At 64.4% G+C, this 23,244-nt stretch carries 22 protein-coding genes and 2 tRNA genes; 12 read left to right on the top strand and 12 right to left on the bottom strand.

The genetic code is table 11. The annotated features are described in order from the left end of the window. Positions 1-3: 3 nt before the first annotated feature. The 3 genes from IWX81_RS12150 (at position 4) to IWX81_RS12140 (ending at position 3,450) form a co-directional block, all read left to right on the top strand. Positions 4-1,428 (top strand): NAD(P)/FAD-dependent oxidoreductase, encoded by a 1,425-nt coding sequence (locus tag IWX81_RS12150; RefSeq protein WP_199281571.1) that lies wholly within the window; start codon positions 4-6, stop codon positions 1,426-1,428. A gap of 41 nt (positions 1,429-1,469) precedes the next feature. Continuing rightward, positions 1,470-2,270, top strand: coding sequence for an inositol monophosphatase family protein (locus tag IWX81_RS12145; protein WP_199281570.1), 801 nt, complete (start codon positions 1,470-1,472; stop codon positions 2,268-2,270). 211 nt (positions 2,271-2,481) lie between these two features. Next, complete coding sequence (locus IWX81_RS12140; RefSeq protein ID WP_199281569.1) at positions 2,482-3,450, top strand: M23 family metallopeptidase; 969 nt, start codon at positions 2,482-2,484, stop codon at positions 3,448-3,450. A gap of 9 nt (positions 3,451-3,459) precedes the next feature. On the opposite strand, the gene IWX81_RS12135 is transcribed toward IWX81_RS12140, so the two are convergent. After that, positions 3,460-5,205, bottom strand: a complete 1,746-nt coding sequence (locus IWX81_RS12135) for a glycoside hydrolase family 13 protein (protein ID WP_199281568.1) — start codon at positions 5,203-5,205, stop codon at positions 3,460-3,462. A 172-nt stretch (positions 5,206-5,377) separates the two neighbouring features. Between IWX81_RS12135 and IWX81_RS12130 the strand changes: the two genes are divergently transcribed. Further along, a tRNA-Thr gene (locus IWX81_RS12130) sits at positions 5,378-5,449 on the top strand. Between the two features lie 25 nt (positions 5,450-5,474). After that, positions 5,475-5,551: transfer RNA gene (locus IWX81_RS12125), tRNA-Met, on the top strand. 32 nt (positions 5,552-5,583) lie between these two features. Here the strand turns inward: IWX81_RS12125 and IWX81_RS12120 are convergent. The 4 genes from IWX81_RS12120 to IWX81_RS14995 all read right to left on the bottom strand — a co-directional run bounded on the left by IWX81_RS12120 (position 5,584) and on the right by IWX81_RS14995 (position 8,487). Then, positions 5,584-6,714: a tyrosine-type recombinase/integrase gene (locus IWX81_RS12120; protein WP_199281567.1), complete on the bottom strand. Its 1,131-nt coding sequence runs from the start codon at positions 6,712-6,714 to the stop codon at positions 5,584-5,586. 353 nt (positions 6,715-7,067) lie between these two features. Continuing rightward, positions 7,068-7,307 (bottom strand): toxin, encoded by a 240-nt coding sequence (locus tag IWX81_RS12115; protein ID WP_199281566.1) that lies wholly within the window; start codon positions 7,305-7,307, stop codon positions 7,068-7,070. Then, a complete protein-coding gene (locus tag IWX81_RS12110) occupies positions 7,304-7,567 on the bottom strand; it encodes a ribbon-helix-helix protein, CopG family (protein WP_199281565.1) in 264 nt (87 codons plus the stop codon). Before IWX81_RS12110 ends, IWX81_RS12115 begins: the two co-directional genes overlap by 4 nt. A gap of 824 nt (positions 7,568-8,391) precedes the next feature. Continuing rightward, positions 8,392-8,487 (bottom strand): ribbon-helix-helix protein, CopG family, encoded by a 96-nt coding sequence (locus IWX81_RS14995; protein ID WP_334594087.1) that lies wholly within the window; start codon positions 8,485-8,487, stop codon positions 8,392-8,394. Between the two features lie 1,151 nt (positions 8,488-9,638). Between IWX81_RS14995 and IWX81_RS12100 the strand changes: the two genes are divergently transcribed. Beyond that, entirely contained in the window at positions 9,639-10,745 is a 1,107-nt protein-coding gene (locus IWX81_RS12100; RefSeq protein WP_199281564.1) for a YihY/virulence factor BrkB family protein, read from the top strand. 1 nt (position 10,746) lies between these two features. Next, a complete protein-coding gene (locus tag IWX81_RS12095) occupies positions 10,747-10,998 on the top strand; it encodes a zinc-ribbon domain-containing protein (RefSeq protein ID WP_199281563.1) in 252 nt (83 codons plus the stop codon). 27 nt (positions 10,999-11,025) lie between these two features. Here the strand turns inward: IWX81_RS12095 and IWX81_RS12090 are convergent, their stop codons facing one another. The 4 genes from IWX81_RS12090 to IWX81_RS12075 all read right to left on the bottom strand — a co-directional run bounded on the left by IWX81_RS12090 (position 11,026) and on the right by IWX81_RS12075 (position 14,647). Next, positions 11,026-12,438, bottom strand: coding sequence for a reverse transcriptase family protein (locus IWX81_RS12090; protein ID WP_199281562.1), 1,413 nt, complete (start codon positions 12,436-12,438; stop codon positions 11,026-11,028). Between the two features lie 280 nt (positions 12,439-12,718). Beyond that, positions 12,719-13,414, bottom strand: coding sequence for an HAD family hydrolase (locus IWX81_RS12085; protein WP_199281561.1), 696 nt, complete (start codon positions 13,412-13,414; stop codon positions 12,719-12,721). Between the two features lie 122 nt (positions 13,415-13,536). After that, positions 13,537-14,385 carry a sigma-70 family RNA polymerase sigma factor gene (locus tag IWX81_RS12080; protein ID WP_199281560.1) on the bottom strand — a complete coding sequence of 283 codons (849 nt, stop codon included), beginning with the start codon at positions 14,383-14,385 and terminating at the stop codon, positions 13,537-13,539. A 25-nt stretch (positions 14,386-14,410) separates the two neighbouring features. Beyond that, the gene (locus tag IWX81_RS12075) at positions 14,411-14,647 is read right to left on the bottom strand and encodes a DUF1059 domain-containing protein (protein WP_199281559.1); all 237 of its coding nucleotides are present in this window, start codon (positions 14,645-14,647) and stop codon (positions 14,411-14,413) included. Positions 14,648-14,818: 171 nt separating this feature from the next. On the opposite strand from IWX81_RS12075, the gene IWX81_RS12070 reads away from it, so the two are divergent. Continuing rightward, positions 14,819-15,358, top strand: coding sequence for a flavodoxin family protein (locus IWX81_RS12070; RefSeq protein ID WP_199281558.1), 540 nt, complete (start codon positions 14,819-14,821; stop codon positions 15,356-15,358). Then, complete coding sequence (locus IWX81_RS12065) at positions 15,351-15,545, top strand: hypothetical protein (protein ID WP_334594051.1); 195 nt, start codon at positions 15,351-15,353, stop codon at positions 15,543-15,545. Before IWX81_RS12070 ends, IWX81_RS12065 begins: the two co-directional genes overlap by 8 nt. A gap of 6 nt (positions 15,546-15,551) precedes the next feature. Here IWX81_RS12065 and IWX81_RS12060 read toward each other — a convergent pair whose 3' ends face one another. Continuing rightward, the gene (locus IWX81_RS12060; protein ID WP_199281556.1) at positions 15,552-17,948 is read right to left on the bottom strand and encodes an ATP-dependent DNA ligase; all 2,397 of its coding nucleotides are present in this window, start codon (positions 17,946-17,948) and stop codon (positions 15,552-15,554) included. A gap of 108 nt (positions 17,949-18,056) precedes the next feature. Between IWX81_RS12060 and ku the strand changes: the two genes are divergently transcribed. Then, a complete protein-coding gene (gene ku / locus IWX81_RS12055; RefSeq protein ID WP_199281555.1) occupies positions 18,057-18,938 on the top strand; it encodes a non-homologous end joining protein Ku in 882 nt (293 codons plus the stop codon). Positions 18,939-18,982: 44 nt separating this feature from the next. Here the strand turns inward: ku and IWX81_RS12050 are convergent, their stop codons facing one another. Beyond that, positions 18,983-19,423, bottom strand: a complete 441-nt coding sequence (locus IWX81_RS12050) for an OsmC family peroxiredoxin (protein ID WP_199281554.1) — start codon at positions 19,421-19,423, stop codon at positions 18,983-18,985. Between the two features lie 56 nt (positions 19,424-19,479). Next, on the bottom strand, positions 19,480-19,920 hold the full coding sequence (locus tag IWX81_RS12045; RefSeq protein WP_334594048.1) for a MarR family winged helix-turn-helix transcriptional regulator: 441 nt from the start codon (positions 19,918-19,920) through the stop codon (positions 19,480-19,482). A gap of 86 nt (positions 19,921-20,006) precedes the next feature. Between IWX81_RS12045 and IWX81_RS14990 the strand changes: the two genes are divergently transcribed. Then, positions 20,007-22,355, top strand: a complete 2,349-nt coding sequence (locus IWX81_RS14990; RefSeq protein WP_334594046.1) for an alpha/beta fold hydrolase — start codon at positions 20,007-20,009, stop codon at positions 22,353-22,355. 199 nt (positions 22,356-22,554) lie between these two features. Continuing rightward, positions 22,555-23,238: a hypothetical protein gene (locus IWX81_RS12030; RefSeq protein ID WP_199281552.1), complete on the top strand. Its 684-nt coding sequence runs from the start codon at positions 22,555-22,557 to the stop codon at positions 23,236-23,238. The last annotated feature ends 6 nt before the right edge of the window (positions 23,239-23,244 follow it).

Below are 23,244 nucleotides of genomic sequence, written 5' to 3'. Positions count from 1 at the left end.
CCCATGAGCATCCCGCCCACCGCCTATTCGCAGCAGCTGAAGCATCCTGTCTCGCTGCTCCGGAACGCGCTTCAGGATGCCAGCACCACCCCGTTCTGGCTCGACACCCCCGATCGCCCGGAACCTCTGCCCGCGCTGGCGGGCACCGGCACCGCAGACCTGGTCGTGGTCGGCGGCGGCTATTGCGGGCTGTGGACTGCCCTCATCGCCAAGGAGCGGGATCCGCAGCGAGACGTCGTGGTGGTCGAGGCAGCCGAGCTGGGCTGGGCCGCGAGCGGTCGCAACGGCGGGTTCTGTGAATCGAGCCTCACCCACGGGCCCGAGAACGGGCAGCGGCACTTCCCCAATGAGGTGGACGTGCTCGACCGACTGTCGCTGGAGAACTTCGCCGGGCTGAAGGCCACGATCGAGCACTACTCGATGGACGTGGAGTTCGAGGAGACCGGTGTGCTTCTCGTGGCGACAGAACCACACCAGGTCGACGGCCTGCGCGAGACGGCGGCCGCAGGTCCCGACGCGACCTTCTACGAGGGCGACGACATCCCCGTGAAGTCTCCGCTGTACCGGGCGGCGGTGTCGGAGACCGCGGGCTTCGGCTTCGTGCATCCGGCCAAACTGGTCTGGGAACTCAGGCGGGTCTGTCTCGAACTGGGCGTGCGGATCTTCGAGAAGAGCCCGGTCAGGTCGCTGTCGCACGACGGCGAACTCGTCGTCGTAACGACCTTGCGGGGAACGGTCCGAGCACCGAAGGTGGCGCTCGCGACCAACGGCTTCCCGTCGCTCCTGGCCAGAACCCGGCTGCTGACCATGCCGATCTACGACTACGCGATCATGACCGAGCCGCTCAGCCGCGAGCAGCTGGAGAGCATCGGATGGGTCGCGCGGCACGGCATCAACGATTCGTCGAGGGAGTTCCACTACTACCGCCGCACCGCAGACGACCGCATCCTGTTCGGCGGATTCGACGCGATCTACCACCGCGGTGGCAGGATCCGCGCGGACTACGACCAGCGCGCCGAGACCTTCGAGCTGCTGGCCGACCACTTCTACAGCACGTTCCCGCCCCTGACGGGCATCCGGTTCAGTCACAAGTGGGGCGGGATGATCGACATGTCCACCCAGCTGGTCGCGTTCCACGGGCTCGCCTGGGGAGGCCGGGTGGCCTACAGCGCTGGCTACACGGGCCTCGGTGTCGCGGCGACACGATTCGGGGCAGAGACGATGCTCGACCTGCTGGCCGGCGAGAAGACGGAGCGCACCGAACTGACCTGGGCAAAGGCGCATCCGTTCCCGATCCCGCCGGAACCGGCCCGCTACCCGGCCATCCAGCTCATGCGCAGGGCGGTCGCGAAGTCCGACGCCAATGGCGGCAAAGACGGACTGTTGATCAAGATCGCTGATAAGTTCGGCATCGGTTTCGACTCCTAGGGCTGTGCCGGGCCGTCGCGACCCGCGCCTAGGCTTAACCCGTGCCCCACGACGAACTCCTGACCATCGCCAGCACCATCGCCCTCAGGGCCGGTGAACTCGCGAAAAAGCGTCGCGCGGAAGGCATCGAGGTGGCTGCCACGAAGTCATCGCCGGTGGATGTCGTCACCGAAGCCGATCGTGAGACCGAGGCTCTCATCCGCTCCCTGCTCGCGGATGCCCGTCCCGACGACGGCTTCTTCGGCGAGGAGAGCGGAGCCGAGGTGGGTTCGAGCGGCCTCACCTGGATCGTGGACCCCATCGATGGAACCGTTAACTACCTGTACGGCATCCCGCACTACGCGGTGAGCATCGCGGTCGTCGAGGGTGAACCCGACCCCCTGACGTGGTCGGCGCTCGCCGGCGCGGTCATCAACCCGGCGACGGGTGAACTCTTCACGGCCACACTCGGCGGGGGAGCACAACTCGGTGGAGCGGCGATCCACGTCGCCGAGTCGGTGGAACTCTCGCAGGCGCTCGTGGCCACCGGGTTCTCCTACGACTCCGCGACCAGGGGCGAGCAGGGTGCCGTCATCGCGGGGCTGCTGTCGCGGGTTCGTGACATCCGCCGGATGGGTACGGCGTCGCTCGACCTCTGTTTCGTGGCATCCGGCCGCACCAATGCCTACTTCGAGCGCAGCCTGAGCCCGTGGGACCACGCGGCCGGCGCCCTCATCGCGCGCGAGGCCGGCGCGACGGTCACAGGGCTCAACGGACACGCGCCCAGCCGGGACTTCATCCTGGCTGCACATCCTGCCGTCGCCCTCGAGCTTGAGAGCACGATCACGGCGTTCGGCGTGTGACCCGCTCGGGGGTTCGCGTCGACCACTGGGTAACGGCTAATGTTTACCTACCCGTTACATTTCGCACCATGGGGTGCGTGATCAATTACCCGAAGATTCATTCTGCGCCGCGCGCAACCGTGATCCCTGAGGAGCGAGCCATGACACCGAGCGACAGGCCGGACTCCGCCCTGACCTCGATGCCCCGGCGGCGCAGGATCGGTCGCGACTAGTGGCCGAATCGACCGACGGGCAGCAGCCGCTGCTCACGCGTCGCGAAGCACGCGCACGGGAAGCGGCGTTGGCGGCATCCGCTCCAGCAAAGCCGGTGCCGTTGCCCGACCCCGACTCACTCTTCGAGGCGGTTCCCCTCGCACCCGTCGACCCTCCCGCTAAAGCAGTCGCGAGTATCCACCGCCGTGCAGTGCCGGCGGCGAAGAAGACCCTCGCCCACCGCAGGGCGTCGAAGCGTGCAGGGCGTGCCGTTCGAACAGTGGCGGCCCGCCCCCGGCATAAGTCGAGCCTCGGCTCCACGTTTGTTTCGCTCGGTGCTCTGATCATCGCCGGTGCGCTGCTGGTCGGGTCGTCCCTGCCCATCAACGTGCTCACCACACCGTCGATCGCTACCGCCGCGAACACGATCGTGTCGCCGGGAGTCATCGCTGGCCAAACCCTGCGGGTCTCGCCCGACGCGATCGAGAGTGCACCTGTGCGCGACAATTTCGACGTCGTGTCGCCGGCCGAGGTGCTGGCACTGAAGTTCTCGGGCGCCGACTACGCGTACACGCTGACGAGCGGTGCGGTGCGGTGGCCGCTATCGTCGGCGATCCCCATCACCGACGGCTTCGGCCCGCGGTCCGGCGGGTTCCACAAGGGCGTCGACTTCGTACCGGGAGAAGGTTCGCCCATCTACGCGATCGCAGACGGCGTTGCGGTGTCAGCCGGCTACGACACCTCGGGATACGGCAACCATGTCGTCATCCAGCACAATCTCGGTGGCATCGACGTGAAGAGCAACTACGCCCACATGATCCTCGACTCCAGCCCGATTGTTGCGGGGCAGCAGATCAAGGTCGGTGACTACCTCGGACAGGTAGGCGACACCGGCATTTCGTATGGCGCCCACCTGCACTTCGAGATCTACGTGGATGACGTTCCGGTCGATCCTTACGCCTGGCTTTCGGCCAACGCGTCCAACTAGGCAGTTCGCCTAGCTGCGCAACCAGACGGCGGTATCTGCCGGGAGCGCGCCGCCGACGATCTCTTCGCTGGAGAGCAGGATCTCGTCGAGCGGCAACTCGACCGCGACCTCGCCGAAGTTCACGATGACCGTGACTGCCCCGTTGCGCATGGCGAGAACCTCGGGGCCGAAGCCGTCGAGCCACTCGATGCTGCCGGCGCCGAGCCCGTGCTGGGCACGCAGCGTGAGAGCCGTGCGGTACAGCTCGAGGGTGCTGCCCGGCACTCCCTCTTGGGCATCACGGGAGTAGGGGCCCCAGTCTGTGGGCTGAGGAAGCCAGCTCTTCGCCGCAGGACCGAAGCCGTATGACGGCTTGTCGGACTCCCAGGGGATCGGCACGCGGCATCCGTCACGACCATACTTCTCGTGGTCGGTGCGGAACCAGGTGGGATCCTGGCGGGCGGCGTCCGGAAGTTCCATGTCTTCGGGAAGGCCGAGCTCTTCGCCCTGGTAGAGGTATGCGCTGCCGGGGAGGGAGAGCATGAGGGATGTCGCGGCGCGAGCCCGGCGCAGCCCCTCCTCGGTGTCTGGCTTTCCCTCGGTGTCAGGGCCGATGCCGGAACCCTGCGGGACGTCGGCGTGAAGCGCGAGCCGGGTGGCGTGCCTGACCACATCATGGTTCGACAGCACCCAGGTGCTCGGTGCGCCGACGCTGGAGAATGCGGCAATCGATTCGTCGATGATGCTGCGCATGGTCGGGGCTGTCCACTCGGTGAACATGTAGCCGAAATTGAAGGCCTGGCTGAACTCGTCGGGGCGCACCCAGAGCGCCATTTTCTCGAGGGGGTCGACCCAGGCTTCCGCAGCCATGACGCGGTCGCCCTCGTACTCGGCGAGCACGGCGTTCCAGCCGCGCCAGATCTCGTGTACGCCGGAGTGACCCCAGTACGGCGTCTCCTGGATGGCCTCCGCGATCGCGGGGACGACGTCGGTTCCTACAGCGGCCGTGCCGCCCATGCTCGCGCCTTCGACGGGAGGTGTGTAGTCGGGGAGGCCTTCCTCCTTGATCATGCCGTGCGCGACATCCACCCTGAAGCCATCGACACCACGGTCGAGCCAGAAGCGCAGGATGCCAAAGAACTGCTCACGCACCCACGGGTTCTCCCAGTTGAGGTCGGGCTGTGAGACGTCGAAGATGTGCAGGTACCACTGGCCCGGAGTTCCGTCGGCATTGGTGGTGCGCTGCCACATCGGGCCGCCGAAGACGGATTCCCAGTTGTTGGGGGCGAGGTCGCCGTTGGGCCCCTGGCCGTCGTGGAACATGTAGCGGTCGCGTTCCGGCGAACCTTCCGGCGACGCGAGCGCCTCCTTGAACCAGGCGTGCTGGTCGGAGGTGTGGTTCGGAACCATGTCGACGATGACCTTGAGGCCCAGGCCGTGGGCGGTGCTCACGAGGGTGTCGAAGTCGGCGAGGGTGCCGAACATCGGGTCGACGTCGCAGTAGTCGGAGACGTCGTAGCCTGCGTCGTTCTGCGGCGAGGTGAAGAAGGGGGACAGCCAGATGGCGTCCACGCCCAGCGCCGAAAGGGAGTGAAGGCGGCTGGTGATGCCCGGCAGGTCGCCGATTCCGTTACCGGTGGAGTCCGCGAACGACCTCGGGTAGATCTGGTAGATAACCGCTGTGCGCCACCATTCCGAGCCCGTGGCGGTGACAACCTCGGTAGTCCCGGGCTGATCTGCGGGCGCGGTAAAGTCTTCGGCACTCTCGAGGGTCATGCGAACACGATACTTCATGACAGCAGAAATGAAAGCGCTTGCAATGCTGCGGCAGCGGGCCGTGCGGGCGTCAAACCTGATTGCACCGGTCATCCGGCCGATTTCGCACGGATGAGGCTCACGGGAATGCTAGTCTCTTACGGTGCCAAATGGACGGCTAAGTCCTTTGTGCGCCCCCTTAGCTCATTGGTAGAGCACTTCCTTGGTAAGGAAGAGGTAGTGGGTCCGATTCCCACAGGGGGCTCCGTAGTCGCCTCGAGCGGCTGCATGGCTGAGTAGCTCAGTTGGTTAGAGCGCACGACTCATAATCGTGAGGTCGCGGGATCGTGCCCCGCCTCAGCTACCAAGTAACACCCGGGTTTTGCGGGGATTCAGAGGTCAGGTCAGAGGCAGAATTTCTGCTTTTGCCCGCACTTTGGACACAACCGATTCGGTCGCTCCGATGTTGAGGGCTGCCGCCACGGCGTCCAGATCGTCATCGAACAGGTCTGCGTAGACGTCCAGCGTCATTGCTGCGCTCGCGTGACCGAGCATGCGCTGAACGGCTTTGACATTGGCTCCGGATGACACGGCGAGGCTGGCGGCGGTGTGTCGCAGGTCGTGAGGGCTCAGGTCGGGAAAGTCCGAGTCGACGCTCTTACACGCGAAGACGGCAGAGGCAAAGCTGCGGCGGCGGAAGTTCCCGCTGCGCAGGACCCCACCATCGGGGCCCAGGAAGACGAGGTCATCACGGCTCTTCCCGCCGCATCTGAGAGCGAGAAGCTCGGATAGAAATTCCGGGAACGGAACGGAGCGGCTGCTGTGGCTCTTAGGTGTGCTCCAGACGAGTTGTCCCCGGGCAGGAGATACGGCTTGGGCTACGTTTATTCGCCTGCGCAGCATGTCGAGGCGCCCGACTCGTAGAGCGGCCATCTCACCCCAGCGCAGGCCGGTATAGGCGAGGAAGAGAACGACGTCGGTGTACTCGCCGCATCCGTCGGCAAGCTGGCGCACTTGGGCGTGGCTGAGGTAGCCGCGATGTTTCTTAACAACGCGGGGCAGTTGCACGCCGTCGCAGGGATTCCGAGAGAGCCGGCCGTCGCGCACCGCGTATTTTGCGAGGCCCGCCAGCACCAGGTAGATCTGGCGAACGGTCGAGGCGGCGAGAGTCTTCGACAGGACTGTGACCCATGCCTGCACGTCGGCGTGACCGATGTCTGAGAGCCGCACCGCGCCCCACGTTGGGAGCACATGCTTGTCGAGCGTGTACCTGTACCCAGAGAGTGTTGTCGCCTTCAGTTGCAACTGAGCGTCGTACCAGGGCTGCGCCCACTCAGCGACGGTGATTCTCGAGCGCGAAGGATCGACCCACTCGCCGCGCAACTTCGAAACCTCGACCGACGATAGGAATTCCTCCGCTTGTCGCTTCGTCCTGAACCCGCGCTTATCTGTCTGGGCGTGGTCTGGCTTTCGGTAGCGCACGCGGTAACGCTTTCCTGCCGCCGTTTCGTATGACGAGATCGAACCCATCGTGACTCCTCAAGTTGGTCTTCCTTGAGGCTAGATCGAGCCGGTGACGCTAACGCTGACCCCGCTGCGCAGGCGTTCCTTCGACTATTCCAAGGGGTGGAATACCCAAAGGAATAGCAAACCCCGTATTTTCCCTCTGCCACCGCCCCTGCCGAGCGGAGCTCGATTCCCAACCTCCCCCACCCAACAAGTTGTGAGCGGAAGGTTGGGAATTGAAGCAGGGGCGGTGGCAGAGGGAAAACAAAGAGAAAAGGGAAAACAGGAAGGGGAGAAAAGAAGGGAGAGATGAGAAGTAAATATGAGGAAGTGGTCTGGGAGGTTGTGCGATGAGTTGGTGCAGATGCGCGGTGGGGTTACGGCAGGAGGTCGAGCATCTTCGGTCGTGCCTTCATGGCGTGGATGACCAATTCGTTTCCGCTGTCGAACACGAGCACCACGGTCTCCAGCATTCGCCCCTGCGTATCGAAACCGAGCCTCAGCTGCCGTGCTGGCGAATCGTCATCGAGGTAGTCGATCCAAACCGGCCACGATGCCGCCTGCGTTGCGTCGTCTGCCGAGATGCCGTGCTTGAGCGCGGCGTCGTGGACTTTCACGCAGCGTAGATGTTGAGTGCCTCGCGAATGAGCTCAGAACGAGTCTTATGCTCACGCGCAGCGGCAGCATCGATCGCCGCGAGCTCTTCGATCGTGAGGCGAAGTGCAACGACCTGCGAGGGCTCTGCGCCGCGACCGGGACGTCCGCGACCACGTTTCTTCAGCGCGTCAATGTCATAGCCGACCTCGGCTTCAGCGGCCCATGCCGCTATCTGCGTTTCGGTGACAGGAACGCCGTTGATCGTCTCATCGGGATGCATGTTCTTAATGTAATACGAAATGGGGCGAGTCTCCAAGATGTATATTCTGTGAGGTGATTTCCCTGGGTTAGTCGCAGGGAGCAGTTCAGGGTTCGGGTACTTCTGACACAGCTCCGGCGCGTCTCGCTGAGAACGTCCTCTTCTCCTGTGGCCGATAGTGTTCGAGGATGATCCGCACTCGTCTTTTCTTGGCAGTTGGAGCGCTGCTCGCCATAGCGGGGGTCGGAATTGCTGCTGTGGCGCTGTTGTGGCTCGCGACGAATTGGGGTTCAGGTCAGCACATATATGACCCGGACGGCCCTCTCTATAAGCAGGTGTCAATGTCGAGCTTTGGCGCCATCGTCGGAATGGCTCTTGCTGTGGCAGGCGTAGCGACATCTACAGCGGGATTGGTGCACCGCAAGCGCATGTCGTAGCCGTCTGGCAGTGTCCTTGATCACAACAATCTCGAGCCAGATGAGCGGGGCGTCTGGGATGCGTAAACCGCGAATGCTTAGGTGGGCTGGATTGGGCGGGCGCAGAGCTGGTCATTCAAACGCTGGAAATACGAAGCAAACGAGAGGAAGGCCAGACCTTCCCACGTTTCCGATACGTGCAAAAAGAAAGACTCACGACTGATTCTGTATCTGTTGGTGTCGGAGTTGGCGTGGCGGTCAGCGTGGTTCTGGGTGTTTTATCGATTTTGCTATTTCGCCCGTGGAAAGACGGCGATGACAATCAGTCTCGCCCGCCAGATCTCTAATCAGCCCCCTCCGAAGGCGGGGCAAGCGGTTCCTGAGGCCACACGGTCGACACACCGTGCTTTAGCGCGGCCTCATGGACATTCACGCAGCGTAAATGTTGAGTGCCGCGCGGATCAGCTCGGAACGAGTTTTGTGCTCGCGCTCGGCCACGGCATTGATCGCAGCTAGTTCTTCGATCGTGAGACGGAGGGCAGCGACCTGGGAGGGCTGTGTGCCGCGACCGGGACGCCCGCGGCCACGTTTCTTCAGCGCGTCAATGTCATAGCCCGCTTCGGCTTCGGAAGCCCATGCCGCTATCTGTGTCTCGGTGATGACAACGCCGTTGACCGTCTAGTCAGTATCCATATTCTTAATGTAATACGAAATTCGGGCGAGACGAGCCGTCACACTCTAGTGTGACGTGAGAGGCTCACGAGGTACGGTCACGCGGCAGAGGTAGGCATGTATGGAAGCGTTTGGTTTGTTCGTGTTCGGGCTTAGTCTGGCTGGCGTCGGTATATTCGTGCTTCTCCTGAGAAAAGCGATGGGCAGATACGCCGCTTCCTTCTGGAACCGGCGTCGGGCCTCAACATTGCACCAGTCTGAAAAGTACTGGACCGACAGTTCGTCAGCCCAGGGGATAGTGTTTTTGGCTCTTGGGTTTCTCCTAATCGCAACCTCTCTGATGTTTGGGCAGTAAGTGACCATAAATCTGAGTCTCGTGGTCTTCGGTTGCGCCCTTATCGCAATGGGATCTATGCAGTTCCTGGTCAGAGACAAGTGGGCCACGTCGATGCTTGCGATCGCTCGCGCATCGCAACTGCCGATCATCCGGACGTTGAGCGAAAGGCTCCTCCTGCGAGCAGGGGTGGCTCTGATGACAGTTTTCGTAGTTACCGGGGCGGTCCTCATTATTGTGGGCCTTCTGTCCTGACCGGCGCATCGGTCAATGACCGGAACGTCGGTGCTTCACGACGGTCTCGTTCAGAGCAGTCGCGACAGGTCCGTTTGACTAACGGCGACGCCCAGAACCGTGGGCGGCCCCTTCAACCAGGGCGCCCGTGCCCACATCCTGCCCACAAGCGGAGCGAATCGTGGTGATTCCAGCTGTATCGAGATGAGCCATAATCCGCGTAAATGCTGGTGGGCGTGCGTCGAGCCGCGCAATTACAGGTCCCGGATGGTGACTCATAATCGTGAGGTCGCGGGATCGTGCCCTGCCTCAGCTACCACAATCCCGGTTCCTCGCCTCGTGCGACTAAACGGACCGGAACCAGCGACACCATCGTCGAATTCGGTCACATACGCAAGCCCTCGCCACTATCTCGGGCATTGCCTACCGTGAAGTCATGGCCAAAGAAGAGGGAGAGCGCGCGAGCAAGCGCGCTGCTACCGCACCAGACCCAGACGATCCCCGCAAGCCCGATGACATCTCCGAGGTCAGCAAGCCCTCGTGGAAATACGTCATCAAGAAGACAATCCGCGAATTCTCGACCGATCAGGCGACGGATCTCGCGGCCGCGCTCACGTACTACGGCGTCCTCGCGATCTTTCCCGCTCTGCTCGCCTTCGTCTCGCTTATCGGCCTGTTTGGTGACCCTGAGACCACGACCGATGCACTGCTCGACCTCATCGGGGGGATCGTTCCCGGATCAACCCTCGAGGCCATCCGCGAGCCGATTCGAGGGTTGGCAGAGTCACCCGCAGCCGGGCTGACTTTCGCCACTGGTGTGCTCGGGGCCCTGTGGTCGGCCTCGGGATATGTTGGCGCGTTCTCTCGAGCAATGAACCGGATTTATTCGATCCAGGAGGGGCGCCCCTTCTGGAAGCTCCGACCGATCACGCTTGCCGTCACGGTGCTCGCGATCGTCATCGCAGTGCTCGCGGCCGTGCTCATCACGATCTCCGGACCGATTGCCGAACAGATCGGGGAGTCCATCGGAGTCGGTCAGACAGGGTTGATCGTATGGAACATCGCCAAATGGCCGTTGCTGGCGTTCCTCGCCGTGGCGATTGTGGCTGTGCTCTATCACGCGACTCCCAACGTGAAGCAGCCGAAATTCCGGTGGACAAGCGTCGGGGCCGTGCTGGCTTTGGTCGTCTGGGTTCTCGCCTCTGCCGGGTTCGCGGTCTACGCAGCGAACTTCTCGAGCTACAACGAAACCTACGGCGCTATCGGCGGTGTGATCGTCTTCTTGCTGTGGATCTGGATCTCGAACAACGCGCTGCTCTTCGGGGCTGAGCTCGACGCCGAATTGGAACGCGGACGTCAGCTGCAGGCCGGCATCGAGGCCGAGGAGACCCTCCAGCTGCCGCCTCGCGACACCAAGCGCAGCGACAAGATCGAGAAGCAGCACGCTGACGACGTGCGAGCTGGTCGAGAGTTGCGTGAGAGTTTTCATGGCAAGGCGCGCGAGAAGAAAGCTGACGACGAACGCGCACGGTCTTCCCGATAGCATGCTGCTGATCTTCGGCACCCGGGCCTACAACTCCGTAGTCGTTATCGTCTTCTTCGCCTGTTCACACTGCGGGGTGGAGGCTCGCCAGCACGTCATGAAGACGCGCAACAGGGTCACGCTGTTCTTCGTTCCGCTGTTCTCGCTCTCCACCAGCTTCTTCGTATGGTGCGAGAACTGCGGGGCGTCGACAGCACTCACGAGTCAGCAGGCTGCTCATTCGGTCGAATGGGCGGCCTCTCAGCGGGCGTAACCGATCAGGCTCCCCATGTCACCTCGGTCACCAGTCGATGAGCGCAAACTTTTGCCGCAGCGACCGACCCTTCAGCGGGTTCACGGTCGACACCCAGGCGATGCGCCCCAACAGGTGCGCTCCGAAGTCGTTGTGATGATCTCGGTTCTGTGATTCGGGACCATGGGCCGCGCAGTTATGAAGAATCGCCTTGAGCTGGTCGTACTCCCGGCGGGAGATGTTGGTGTGCTCGTTCACGACGATTCCGGTGATCGACTGTCTGACCCCTGAACGCCTGACCCTTGTCTTCTGCGGGTTCACGGAGTGGCCCTCCTCGTGCACGATGCGCTCGACTCCGCGGATGAAAGCATCCGGTCGTCGCGCCAGCTCGCGGTCACCACTGAAGGCGAGGTCATCCGCGTAGCGCGTGTAAGTCGCTCCGACCGAGGTCGCCCATCCGGACAATCGTGAATCGAGCCGTCGGATCGCGAGGTTAGCCAGCGTCGGTGACGACGGGGCGCCCTGGGGAAGGTGACGATCGGCAAGCGCGTGGCGCAGGGCGAATCGCTCCTCGGCGCTTCCGCCGTCGGGCATGGCGGCGATGACGCGGGGAGGAACGGAGTTGGTGCACAACCCGGCTATCACGTGCGCGACCGACTCGGCGAATCCCGCCTGGCGCAACACCCCGTAAACCCGCGAGGCCCGCACCCGCGCGAAGAAGGTCGTGAGGTCGAGTGAGACGACGATCTCCCGACCGGTGTGGAGCGTCGCTCCGGTCACGGCGCTTCGCCCTGGGACGAACCCGTGTGCCGCGTCATTGAGCGGAATCATGCCGATGACGCACTCCAGTAGCGCCCGCTGCGCGCGGCGGAGTCGCTGCTCGGGAACCTCGATCAGGCGCGGGGTCCGGCCCGGCCGGGCGCGCCATTCGTACCGGTAGTGATGGAGAGCCCCGGCTGGCGCGCGACGATTCCAGTTCTTCGTGTCGGCGAACCATTCGAGCTCTCCGAGGCTCAACCCGAGCAACACGGCGAGATCGGCGACGGTGTCGATCGCAGGCAGCGGGCCTCCGGCAGGGCGGGCCTGTGAGGCCGTCGCCACAACACGATGGATGCGGATCGGGCGTCGCTGCTGTGCGGCAGCGGCGACGGCGTCGACGAACGCAGGCACGGTCGCGATGAAGGCCGCGAGCTCCCGGGTCGAGCCCGTGGGCGCTCGATGATAGGCCGCCATGACATCGGCGACGACCGGCCTCAGCCAGCGGCGGCGCGCTCCGAGAACCAGCGACCCCGCGTCCACCAGCTCCTTCGCCGCCCACACCTCGGATGCGAGAAAGGCGTAGGCGAGTGCCTGGGAAACGGCGGACGGCGCGGGGTGTGGACGGCGGATGCCTCGGAGCCCGGCCTTCGCGCGGGTGCTGCTCGCGGCATCCATCGTCATCGACCAGAACCGCAGAGACATTTTCGCAGGTCGCGACTGTAGCGGCGAAGGGTTGCGGTCGACCGGTCTGTCACTGCGGGCGCTGTGCTGCGCGGAGCGCAGTCGGGCGCCTGCGGCGTTCGTCGTACCTCAGCCTGCGTACCCCGGGGTAACCCCGGAGAGGATGGAACACCTCGGGTGCCACCCGCCTCGACCGCAACCCATCGCACGCTGCAACTGTAACAACGGCCGCCTCGCGGCGCGGGCCTGCGATATCAGCCTGCAGGAACTTCTGCAGCTAAAATCCAGGGCGAAACCGCGCTCAGAGGTCGCGTTCAGGGGACGGTTCGCCCCATAGCGCTGCCAGCGCGCTGCCATCCACACCGGCCAAAAGCGCGGCGACATCGTCGAACACCTCAACAGCGCCGGCCGCCCGCAGCTCGCTCTCGCCGGTTCCGCCGCTCAGAACCCCCACGGAGATCACACCAGCAGCATGAGCAGCGCGGACGTCCCAGACAGAGTCGCCGATCATGATGGCGTCGGATGGTTTCGCCCCTGCTTTCTCCAGGGCGACCGAGATGATGTCTGGCTCCGGTTTGGCTTTCTCGACGTCTTCTGAGGATGTGATGGCATGAACCGTGTCAGCGACATCCAGCACAGTCATCACGCGATCCAGTTCATCCTGCGGCGCTGAGGTAGCCAGAACCACTCGCACTCCTCGACGGGAGATCTCGGCGATCAGGCGTTCCGCATCCGTGAACGCCGTGATCCGCGGGGCAAGATCCTTGTACAGCTTCTTGTGGCGCTCGACTACAGCCTCACGTTCTTCGGCAGAAGCGGTCGGGATCAACTGGTCGAGCAGCACGTCGGAATCGGCTCCGATGGCACGCAGGATTCGCCACGACGGAACAACCATGCCCGACGATGCGAACGCATGATCCCACGCCTCGACATGCAAGAAGTTGGAATCCACGAGCGTGCCGTCGATATCGAACATCACTACTCTCGCGTTACTCATCGCGCTGCTCCAGGGTCATGCTTTTCACCCTACGACGCGACGACCCCGACTCGGGAGGGGTTGCGCCGAGGAGCAGGGACCCCCCCAACTACGCGTCTCAGGATTACCTCGGCCTGGCCGGACTAACGTCGAGCGACTGGTCCCTCGCGACGGCGGACCTGCCCGAGGATTCCCGACTCGGCGCGGAAGTCGATACGCAACACTCGACCGCCGTCGATGGTGAAGTCGAAGACGATTTTCGGCTCCCCGCGCAGGATCCAGGCCGCTCCCGGCCGATCTCCGACGAAAACCGGAAAGGCTGTCTTCGCTGCGCCATCGAAGAATCGAGCCACTTGTTCGGAGCCGCACATGCGCTGCGGAGTTCCCAGGGCGATCGCCGCGAGGTCACCCTCCACGACGACCGCGGGAGCGAGCAGTGCCAGCAGCCTGGTGAAGTCGCCTTCGCGTGCGGCTGCGAGGAATGCATCGACCACCTGCCAGTCAGGCATTGGTTCCGCCTCGGTCTCGGAGCGAGGGGGCTGGTCGAGCTTCGTCCGTGCCCTGGATGCCAGCTTGCGCGTGGCCGCCGGAGTGCGCCCCAGGATCTCGGCGATAGTGGGAAAGTCGAAGCCGAAGCTCTCGTGCAGCACGAACGCGACCCGCTCGTTCGGGGTCAGCCGATCCAACAGCAACTGGAGGGCGACGCCGACCGTCTCGGCGAGAGCAACCTGTTCCGAGGCATCCGGGGCGGTGGCACCGCGCTCGGTATCAGAATCGACAACCGGGATCCTGCCCCTCAGGCGGTCGAGGCACAGTCGGGTGGTGGCCGTCGTCAGCCAGCCGGGAAGATTGAAGATCTCGATTTCTGCCGATTGCATGCGCAGCCAGGCGTTCTGCACGACGTCTTCGGCTTCGCGGCTGTCACCGAGGATCCGCCCGGCAATACGCAGGAGTCGGGGCCGCTCCTGTTCGAACGCTGCGGTGCGATCCATGAGAGCTCCCGCCGTCGACGTAAACCTACTCTTCGGGAAGGGAAGCGAAGGCTTTTTTAGTGTTCGAGTACCACTCCATGGACTGACGGGGATGCTTCCAGCGGTTCTTCATCTCCTGGCGAGCGTCATCGTGGGAAGTATCACCGTCCTTCACGGCCTGCCTGAGGTGCTGATCCTGATCCTTGATGATCTGGTCGGCTGTCGCCGCGCTCAGTTCAAGATCGCACGGTCCGCCGAGCTGTCGGCACGTCATCGTCTTCATGGGTTCGTTCCTTCGGGTCGGTTTCTCGGGGGACGGGAGAAGGCCCCTGCCTGTATGACGATTCAGACGGCCCGAGTGTGACCGGAATGCTCGAGGGACTTTGTGCCCTGACGTCATGCGCGCGACCGGCACACACTGAGGGCACGTACGGGAACTGACCGAGGAGGAACCATGCGCGCACTGGTCGTCTACGAATCCCTGTGGGGAAACACCGCGAAGATCGCACACACCATCGCGCACGAACTCGAGTCGCGCATGGCCGTCGAGCTGGTCACCTCAGAGCTGGCTCCCACGGTCCTGGATGGATACGACCTCGTCGCAGTCGGCGGACCTACTCATGCGTTCTCCATGACGCGCGCGTCCACGAGGCACACCGCCGTGGAGAACAATAAAGCTCCGCACGCTCCCGAACGCGGCATCCGGGAATGGCTCGCTAGCCTGCCAACAGTGACCCGAGCGGTCCGCGCTGTCGCCTTCGACACCAGGGTCGATTCACCCCGGCTGCCCGGCTCCGCCGCCAAAGCCGCGCGTCATGAATTGCGCTCACTCGGGTTCGATGTGAGCCTTGGGGTGAAGTCTTTCCGCGTGCACGGCTACGAGGGGCCGCTCATCGACGGAGAGCTTGACCGCGCCGCCGACTGGGCGCGAGGATGGGCGGCGACGGATCCCGATGGCGGAGCCGCAACACTCTCGGAGGTGCACGGTGGCTGATCGCTCTCGATTCGCTCAGCGCAATGGGACCTGGGGCTTCGTCGCGCTGCTGGCCTACATCGGGGCCGCAACCTACTTCATCGTGCAGTCGGACGGCAGCTTCTGGGGCGTCGTGCTCGGGCTGCTCAAAGCCATAGTGTGGCCCGCCTTTGCGGTGTATCACGGGCTCGATGCGCTGGGCGCGTAGCTCCGGCTAACTCTCGCGCACGACCTCTGCGGCCTTCTTATCTGTGCGCCAGCCTTTCCACGATGGATGCCGCAGCCGGCCGGCCGCGGTCCACTCCGTGAACTCCACCTCTCCCACAAGCGAAGCCCGCACCCACCGCACGCCTGCGTCGGTCACCTGCGATGCATCGCCCAGTGGGCTGGACGCACGCTCCAGCCGCTCGAATCGGGCCGTCAACGCCTCGAGCTCGCGGTCGCTGAAGCCGGTGCCGACCTTGCCAACGTACTCGAGCCCGTCGTCGCCGTTCACGGCCAGCAGCAACGCTCCAACCCGACCGCTTCGGTTGCCACGGCCCGCGGTCCAGCCGACGACCACGACCTCCTGGCTGCGATGGTGCTTCAGCTTCACCCACGACCGCGATCGCTTGCCCGTCAGGTAGGTGCTGTCGCGTTTCTTCGCCATCACCCCTTCGAGGCCGAGTTCCAGGCTGCTGGCCAGTGCGGCCCTTTCGTCCCCATCAAACGCTGGCGGCACCTGGATAGGCCCACGTTCCCGCAGATGCTCGAGCAGCGCAGTCCTGCGGTCGTCGTAGGTCCTTTTTACCAGCGAGTCACCTCCGACCGAGAGCAGGTCGAAGGCCATGAACTGCACCTTCGTCGTCTTCGCCGCAGCCGCGACATCCGCCGGGCTGGTGAGTCCCATGCGATTCTGCAGCAGGCCGAAGTCCGGTCGACCGGCCCTGGTCAGGGCCACGATCTCGCCGTCGATCACCGCGTCGTCGTCGATCACCCCAGCCAACATTCCCAGTTCGGGATATGTTGCGGTGATGTCGATGCCATTGCGGGTAGTGAGCGTCACGACCCCCGCGCTGACGCTGGCTATGGCCCTGATGCCGTCCCACTTCATTTCGAAGGCCCAGTCGTCATCACCGAGTTCGCCCGGGGTGCCGAGTGTCGCAAGCATCGGTTTCAGGGCGACCGGTCGCCGACTACCGACGACCGTGCGCGATGTCCGGGGCCCGGCGGCATCCGCCATGAGGTGGATCAGCCAGTTGTTCTCGGCCCGCCCAGATCCTCCGGTGTGGATCAGCGCGTAGCGGCGAGAGCCGTGGTTCTCGCCGTGAAGCGTGGCGATGACCTCCTTGCCGTCGCGCCACTTCTCCAGCTCATAGGTGCCCGCATCCCAGATCGTGACCTCACCGCCGCCATATTCCCCGGCCGGAATCGTGCCCTCGAAGGTGCCATATTCGAGGGGATGATCCTCAGTCTGCACGGCGAGATGATTCTGCTTCACGTCAGTAGGTACTCCTTTCGGCAGGGCCCAGCTCACGAGCACGCCATCGTGTTCGAGCCTGAAGTCCCAGTGCAGCCGTCGGGCGTGATGCTCCTGGATGACGAAGGAATTGCCGCCGGGCTGACCGGCTCGTGCCGGCACCGGCTCGGGAGTCTTCGAGCCGTCCCTCATGCTCCGGTACTTCTCCAGCCGGTCTGCGCTCGTCGGGGTGGTCGCGAACCTTGACTGGTGTTCGGCGGTCGGCTCGAGCGATTCGAGGTGCCCCGTCGTGAGGCCGGCGAGTGGATCGCCCCGGCGCTTCACCCGAGCGAGCACCTCCGTGAATTCCAGCTGGGCCAGGTTCTTCGAGGCGAGGTCACGCCAGGTGCGCGGGGCTGCGACGGTCGGCCGCTCTCGCCCGCGCAGTGAGTATGGCGAAATCGTCGTCTTGCTTCCATTGTTCTGGCTCCAGTCGACGAGCACCTTTCCGTCCCTGATGCTCTTCTTCATGTCGCTCACGACCAGGTCCGGGTGGTCGGCTTCGAGTGCGCGCGCCAGCTCGTGAGCGACGGCGCTGACGGCATCCGAATCCTGTCGTCCATCGAGGGCGGCGTACAGGTGGATGCCCTTGCTGCCGCTCGTCACCGGCATCGGGTCGAGGCCCATCCCCGTCAGGATCTCCCGCGCGAGCCGGGCGACCTCCGCGCACTCCAGTAGCCCCACGCCGTCTCCCGGATCGAGGTCGAGCACCAGCCGGTCGGGGTTCTTGCGCGTGCCGGTGCGACCGAACTGCCACTGCGGCACGTGGATCTCGAGCGCGGCGATCTGGCCGAGCCACGTCAGGGTGGCCAGGTCGTTCACGAGCGGATAGTCGTTGGCGTGACCCTTGTGGTCGATCGAGCGTCGCGTCACCCAGGGAGGCGTCGAATCGTCGAGGTTCTTCTGGAAGAAGAAGTCGGCATCCACCCCGTTGACCCAGCGCTTGCGGGTAGCCGGTCGGTTGGCTGCGTGCGGAATGAGCACCTCGGCGATGGCCGCGTAGTAGGCCAGAACATCACCCTTCGTCGTTCCGGTCGACGGGTACATCAGCTTGTCGAGATTGGTAAGGGTGATGCGGTGACCGTCGACGGACACGACCTGCTTCTGCGGCATAACGGCTCCGTTCGATGAATTCTCATCGTGCCACCACGGCCGATTGCGCTCCAGTACTTGCGGATGCAAGGGGTTTGCTTCTACGAGAGATCGGAGAAACATGGGGGTATGAGATCAATCTGGAAGGGCTCGATCGCGTTCGGGCTCGTCAATGTGCCGGTGAAGGTGTACAGCGCCACGGAGGATCACGACGTGCACCTGCACCAGGTTCACGATAAAGACGGCGGCCGCATCCGGTACCAGCGCCGATGCGAGATCTGCGGCAAGATCGTCGACTTCGAGCACATCGACAAGGCCTACGACGAGGGCGACAAGACGGTCATCCTGACCGGAGAAGACCTGAGTGAACTACCGGAGGAACGGAGCCGCGAAATCGACGTCGTGGAGTTCGTTCCGAGCGACCAGCTCGACCCGATCATGTTCGACCGCAGCTACTTCCTGGAGCCGGACGGCGCATCCACGAAGGCGTATGTGCTGCTGCGGCGCACCCTCGAGAAGACTGAGCGCACCGCGATAGTGCACTTCGCGCTTCGACAGAAGACGAGGCTGGGCGCGCTCCGCGTTCGCGGCGACGTGTTGATGCTTCAGTCACTTCTGTGGGATGACGAGGTGCGCGAAGCCAGCTTCCCATCCCTGGACGAGAAGGTACGGATCTCGGCGAAGGAACTGGAGATGTCGTCGTCGCTCGTCGACTCGTTCGCGTCTGACTTCTCGCCAGAGAACTTTACCGACGACTACCAGGAGCAGCTGCGCGAACTCATCGACGCGAAGTTGAAGAAGGGTGACTCGGTCAGTACGGAGGAGACGTTCGGCGAGGATCCGGCCGAATCGGGCGAGGGCGAGGTGCTCGACCTCATGGCGGCGCTGAAACGAAGCGTCGAAAAGAATCGGGCGGGAAAGAGTGCCTCGGGAAAGAAGCCTGCTGCGAAAAAATCGCCGGCGAAAAAGGCAGCTCCCAGGAAGGCGCCAGCGAGATCGAAGTCGGCATGACGAAGGGGGCATCACCGGAGTGATGCCCCCTGTCGCGACGGGTCTTAGTCTTCGAGCGCGGCGTCCAGGGTGATCTCGACTCCGGTGAGTGCCTTGCTGACGGGGCAGTTCACCTTGGCCGACTCGGCTGCCACGAGGAAGGCCTCGCTGTCGAGGCCGGTCACCTCGCCGCGGACCGTCAGCTTGATGGTGGTGAGGCGGAAGCCGCCGGCCGGGTCGGCGCCGAGGGAGACGTCGGCCGAGACATCCAGAGCTTCGATGGTTCCACCGGCAGCGGCGAGCTCGGCCGAGAGCTGCATCGCGTAGCAGGAGGTGTGCGCTGCCGCGAGAAGCTCCTCGGGGCTCGTCGACCCGTTGGCCTCGTCGGCTGCGCGCTTCGGGAACGATACGTCGAACGTGGCGAGCTTGGAGCTGGTGAGCTCGACTTGGCCGGAGCCTTCCTCGAGGGTTCCGTTCCAGGCGGTGCGTGCGGTGCGTGTAGGCATTGGCGATTCCTTACTGTTCAGGTGGATGACCGGGGATCCGGCCGCGATGAGAAAACTCAGGCGAACTGGCGTACCTGTGTCGCGAGGGTGGCGATCTGCTGCTGCAGTCCGGCGAGATCGACGGGCCCGAAACCTGTGGACGCGCAGATCTGCTCGGCGATGCGCGGGGCTTCGCTGCTCATGGCGCTGCCCGCGGGGGTGAGCGAGATCTCGACCACCCGCTCGTCGAGGGTGGAGCGGGTGCGGGTGACGAGCCCGAGCACCTGCAGCCGCTTCACCAGTGGGGAGAGGGTGCCGGAGTCGAGCTCGAGCCGGTCGCCCAGCTGGCGAACCGTGCTGGTGCCGGTCTCCCAGAGGATGAGCAGCACAAGGTACTGCGGGTAGGTGACGCCGAGCGGCGCGAGAAGCTCCCGGTACCGACCCGTCACGGATCGTGATGCGGAGTACAGCGCGAAGCAGATCTGCTCTTCGAGCGGACGGATCGCTTCATCGGACATAGCCCCACCGTAACACATTGTGCACAACACAATCGTGTGCGATGAAAAGAGAGATAATCCGTAGCCAGGCGAATTAGTCTGAAACGATGACTGAACACGTCGATGTGTTGATTGTGGGCGCCGGCCTCAGCGGCGTGGGAGCGGCAAGCCACCTGCGTCGCGACAGCCCGGGACGCTCCGTGCTGATCCTCGAATCCCGCAGCTCGATCGGGGGCACCTGGGACCTCTTCCGCTACCCCGGAGTGCGCTCGGACTCCGATATGTTCACGCTCGGCTACTCGTTCAGGCCGTGGACCGATGCGAAAGCGATCGCCGATGGCGAGTCGATCCGCCACTACATCCACGACACCGTGGCCGACGAAGGCCTCGGCCCGATCATCCGGCTCAACCATCGAGTGCTGAGCGCCGCATGGTCGAGCGAGGCAGCACTGTGGACCGTGACCGCACTGCGCACGACGGGCGACGAGCATTCGATGGATGCCCCGCCGCAGGGCGAGACCGTGACCTTCACCTGCTCGTTCCTCTCTGTCTGCTCGGGCTACTACCGCTACGACGAAGGCTTCACCCCCACGTTCCCGGGGGCTGACACGTTCCAGGGTCGGATCGTGCATCCCCAGCACTGGCCGGCCGACCTCGACTACGAGGGCAAGCGGGTCGTCATCATCGGCAGCGGCGCGACGGCCGTCACCCTCGTGCCGTCGATGGCCAAGACCGCGGCCCACGTCACGATGCTGCAGCGCTCGCCGACGTACATCGCCCCCGTGGCATCCAGCGACAGGCAGGCGGACAGGATCCGCCGGGTGCTGCCCGCGAAGATCGCCTACCGCCTCGTTCGTGCGAAGAACATCGGCTATTCGATGGTCACGTACCAGTTGAGCCGCCGCCGCCCCGCCACCATGAAGTCGATCCTGCGCAAGGCGGCCGTGCCGAGGCTGCCCGACGGATTCGACTATGAGAAGCATCTGACCCCCACCTACAACCCGTGGGACCAGCGGCTGTGCGCTATCCCCGATGCCGACCTCTTCAGGTCGATCAGCAGCGGTCGGGCGGGCATCGTCACCGACACCATCAGCACCCTGACGCCCACGGGGATCGAGCTGGCATCGGGAGAAACGCTCGAGGCCGACGTCATCGTCAGCGCGACCGGGCTGAACATCCTCGCCATGGGAGGGATGACGCTCACGGTCGACGGCGAACCCGTCGATGTGCCGAAGACCCTCACCTATAAGGGGATGATGCTCGCGGGCGTGCCCAACTTCGCCCTCACGATCGGCTACACGAATGCGTCGTGGACGCTCAAGGCCGACCTCGTGGCGCAGTACGTCTGCCGCGTCCTGAACCACATGAGGGACAAGGGGTTCGACACCGTCGTGCCCGACCCGCCGGAATCGGTGAGTTCGGGAGAGCTCGTCTCGCTCATCGACCTGGATGCCGGCTACATCCGTCGCGGGGTCTCCCAGCTCCCGCGACAGGGCGCAAAGACGCCGTGGCGGCTGCACCAGAACTACGTGCGGGACTTCAGGCTGCTGCGGCTCGGACGGATCACCGACGATGTGCGGTTCGAGCGTCGGAGGGTGAGCCTGCCGCTGGCGAGGGAGGGTGCCGCCTTCACGACCATCGGCGGGCTCAGGCTGCGCTATCGGATCACCGGGGTCGGGTCACCGATCCTGCTGCTCCATGGAATCGGCCGAAGCCTCGAGGACTGGGACGAACAGCACGACCTGCTGTCGGCCCACCACCGGGTCATCAGCCTCGACATGCCCGGATTCGCCTACTCGGATCGTGGCGAGGGAGCGGCGAGTCTCGCCACCCTCGCGGGAGTGCTCGATCCCTTCCTCGACTTTGTCGGGGTGCCCGGAGCGTTACCGGTAATCGGCAACTCCCTCGGCGGCGCCGTCGCTATGACTTTTGCCGTCGCCCACCCCGAGCGGGTCGCGAGCCTCGTGCTCGTCGACAGCGCGGGGTTCGGCAAGGAGGTCACGGTTGCCCTGAGGGTGCTCGGCGTCAGGGGCGTCGGCCCCGCACTGGCCAGGCCGAATCCGAAGACCTCGGCCCGCAGCGCCGAATCCATTTTCTACGACAGGACGTTCGCGACCCCCGAGCGGATCGACCGCTCGTACAACCTGGCGCTGAGGCCGGGACACACCCAGACCCTGCTCGATCTCGCCCGCGAACTCGGAACGATCAGGGGTGTGCGGCCGCAGTGGCGTGAATCCCTGCTCGGCTCCCTGCGCGCGCTCGGGTTGCCGATCCTCGTCATGTGGGGGGATCACGACCATGTGCTTCCCTTCCTCCACCACGATGCCGCGATCGCCGCGCTGCCCGGGGCGGAGGGGCACGTCTTCGCCAGGACGGGCCACATGCCGCAGATCGAGCAGTCCGAGGAGTTCGCCGAGGTCGTGCTCGGCTTCCTGGATCGCGCCGCCCGTTCATAACTCCTGCAATCCGCGCGACCCGGCGGCGCGGACCCCCGGAATTCCGCGGATGCCGCCGATCGCAGGCCGCGATCTGCAGGAGTTATGAACCGGGGCGCTCCGTGATGGCGTCGCCATGCGGACCTGAACCGGCGGTTCTACGCACTCACAAGCACGGCTGTTACGGTGGAAAGTCCCCAAGACCTCGAGGAACGCCACCATGACCGCTTCGCACAGCACCCGCGCACCGCGCGCCCGGTCTGTACCGAGCGCGCGCCATGGGCTTGCCGTCGTGGCTCTGGTCGGTGCTTTTTCTCTCGTGACTGTTGGATCCCTCGCCCCACCGCCGGTGTCGAGCGTCGCCGCCGCGGGGCCGAACGCCCAGTCGTACCGTCCCGCCGGAGCACAGGAACTGGTCGTCCCCGAGCGCGCCGACGTCCTCGCGGTAGCGCGGGACGGCTACACAGCCACTGCCGGAGTGCAGAGTCTCGCCGCCGGCGGCACCAACTACGACTGGGCCAAGCTCGTGCTGTTGAAGGGCGGCTTTCCGGTCACCGACAGCAACGTCACAGTCATGACGAGGTGGATGCGCCAGGAAAATGGCGTCAACAATTGGTGGAACCGCAATAACCCCCTGAACAATGGGTGGAACTCCGGCGGAAACAGTGGGCTCGGCAGCTACGACAGTCTCGAGTACGCCGCCGAAAGTGCCGCGGAGGCGCTGCACAGCGTCGGCGGCTACAGCGCCATCGTGGCGGGCTTGGCGGCCTCAGCCCCGACGGAGGTCATCGAATCCGCGATCTGGGCCTCACCGTGGGCGTCGAGCCATTACGAATACGGCGGTCACTGGTCGTACGCACCCGCGCAGATCATCACATCGCCGAACGGAACCTGGGCGAGATAGCCCCGC

Source organism: Salinibacterium sp. CAN_S4 (assembly GCF_015752305.1).
In the GTDB taxonomy this organism is placed as follows: Bacteria; Actinomycetota; Actinomycetes; order Actinomycetales; family Microbacteriaceae; genus Rhodoglobus.
The sequence above is the reverse complement of the archived record's forward strand: the minus strand, read 5'-3'. Positions and strand labels throughout refer to the sequence as shown.

What these genes read in the sequence shown, in the direction of transcription:
- IWX81_RS12075 (WP_199281559.1), bottom strand. Translation starts at nt 14,647, where the DNA reads ATGAAGACGATGACGTGCCGACAGCTCGGCGGACCGTGCGATCTTGAA.
- IWX81_RS12110 (WP_199281565.1), bottom strand. Translation starts at nt 7,567, where the DNA reads ATGCATCCCGATGAGACGATCAACGGCGTTCCTGTCACCGAAACGCAG.
- IWX81_RS12100 (WP_199281564.1), top strand. Translation starts at nt 9,639, where the DNA reads ATGGCCAAAGAAGAGGGAGAGCGCGCGAGCAAGCGCGCTGCTACCGCA.
- IWX81_RS12085 (WP_199281561.1), bottom strand. Translation starts at nt 13,414, where the DNA reads ATGAGTAACGCGAGAGTAGTGATGTTCGATATCGACGGCACGCTCGTG.
- IWX81_RS14990 (WP_334594046.1), top strand. Translation starts at nt 20,007, where the DNA reads ATGACTGAACACGTCGATGTGTTGATTGTGGGCGCCGGCCTCAGCGGC.
- IWX81_RS12090 (WP_199281562.1), bottom strand. Translation starts at nt 12,438, where the DNA reads ATGTCTCTGCGGTTCTGGTCGATGACGATGGATGCCGCGAGCAGCACC.
- IWX81_RS12060 (WP_199281556.1), bottom strand. Translation starts at nt 17,948, where the DNA reads ATGCCGCAGAAGCAGGTCGTGTCCGTCGACGGTCACCGCATCACCCTT.
- IWX81_RS12070 (WP_199281558.1), top strand. Translation starts at nt 14,819, where the DNA reads ATGCGCGCACTGGTCGTCTACGAATCCCTGTGGGGAAACACCGCGAAG.
- ku (WP_199281555.1), top strand. Translation starts at nt 18,057, where the DNA reads ATGAGATCAATCTGGAAGGGCTCGATCGCGTTCGGGCTCGTCAATGTG.
- IWX81_RS12135 (WP_199281568.1), bottom strand. Translation starts at nt 5,205, where the DNA reads ATGACCCTCGAGAGTGCCGAAGACTTTACCGCGCCCGCAGATCAGCCC.
- IWX81_RS12150 (WP_199281571.1), top strand. Translation starts at nt 4, where the DNA reads ATGAGCATCCCGCCCACCGCCTATTCGCAGCAGCTGAAGCATCCTGTC.
- IWX81_RS12030 (WP_199281552.1), top strand. Translation starts at nt 22,555, where the DNA reads ATGACCGCTTCGCACAGCACCCGCGCACCGCGCGCCCGGTCTGTACCG.
- IWX81_RS12095 (WP_199281563.1), top strand. Translation starts at nt 10,747, where the DNA reads ATGCTGCTGATCTTCGGCACCCGGGCCTACAACTCCGTAGTCGTTATC.
- IWX81_RS12045 (WP_334594048.1), bottom strand. Translation starts at nt 19,920, where the DNA reads ATGTCCGATGAAGCGATCCGTCCGCTCGAAGAGCAGATCTGCTTCGCG.
- IWX81_RS12120 (WP_199281567.1), bottom strand. Translation starts at nt 6,714, where the DNA reads ATGGGTTCGATCTCGTCATACGAAACGGCGGCAGGAAAGCGTTACCGC.
- IWX81_RS12080 (WP_199281560.1), bottom strand. Translation starts at nt 14,385, where the DNA reads ATGGATCGCACCGCAGCGTTCGAACAGGAGCGGCCCCGACTCCTGCGT.
- IWX81_RS12050 (WP_199281554.1), bottom strand. Translation starts at nt 19,423, where the DNA reads ATGCCTACACGCACCGCACGCACCGCCTGGAACGGAACCCTCGAGGAA.